Here is a 362-nt window from a genome sequence, read left to right as displayed (position 1 = left end):
GTCGTACCCGCGGTCCAGTGCGTCGTCGACAGCCAGGCCCTCGCCAAGCGCAGTCAGTGCCGCGATCGCCGGCTGATACAGCAGGGACCCCAGCGGTCGGCCGTCGGATGCCACCCCGGCCAGCGCAGATGGCACCACCCGGCCCCGGCGGGCCACGTCCACACCCTGTGCGGTCAGCGCCGCGTTCAGGTAGCTGTCGGCTGCCTGCGCGACGCCCACCTGTGTCGCCGAAGTCAGCGTCACCAGTGCCGGTAGCTGACCCGTCCACGACTCCGCGATCCGGGCCGGGTCGACCGCCCGCCACAGCCTCAGCTGTCTCTTATACACATCTCCGAGCCCACGAGACAGGCAGAAATCTCGTA

1 pseudogene is annotated in these 362 nt (G+C 69.6%); it reads right to left on the bottom strand.

Annotated features, from left to right (window positions below):
* Window positions 1-327: pseudogene (locus tag OO70_RS50845) on the bottom strand (hypothetical protein); the annotation flags it as partial.
* Window positions 328-362: the final 35 nt, after the last annotated feature.

Source organism: Streptomyces xylophagus (assembly GCF_000716435.1).
Lineage (GTDB): Bacteria > Actinomycetota > Actinomycetes > Streptomycetales > Streptomycetaceae > Streptomyces > Streptomyces xylophagus.
Note: the sequence above shows the minus strand (reverse complement) of the source record. Positions and strands in the feature narration are given on the sequence as shown.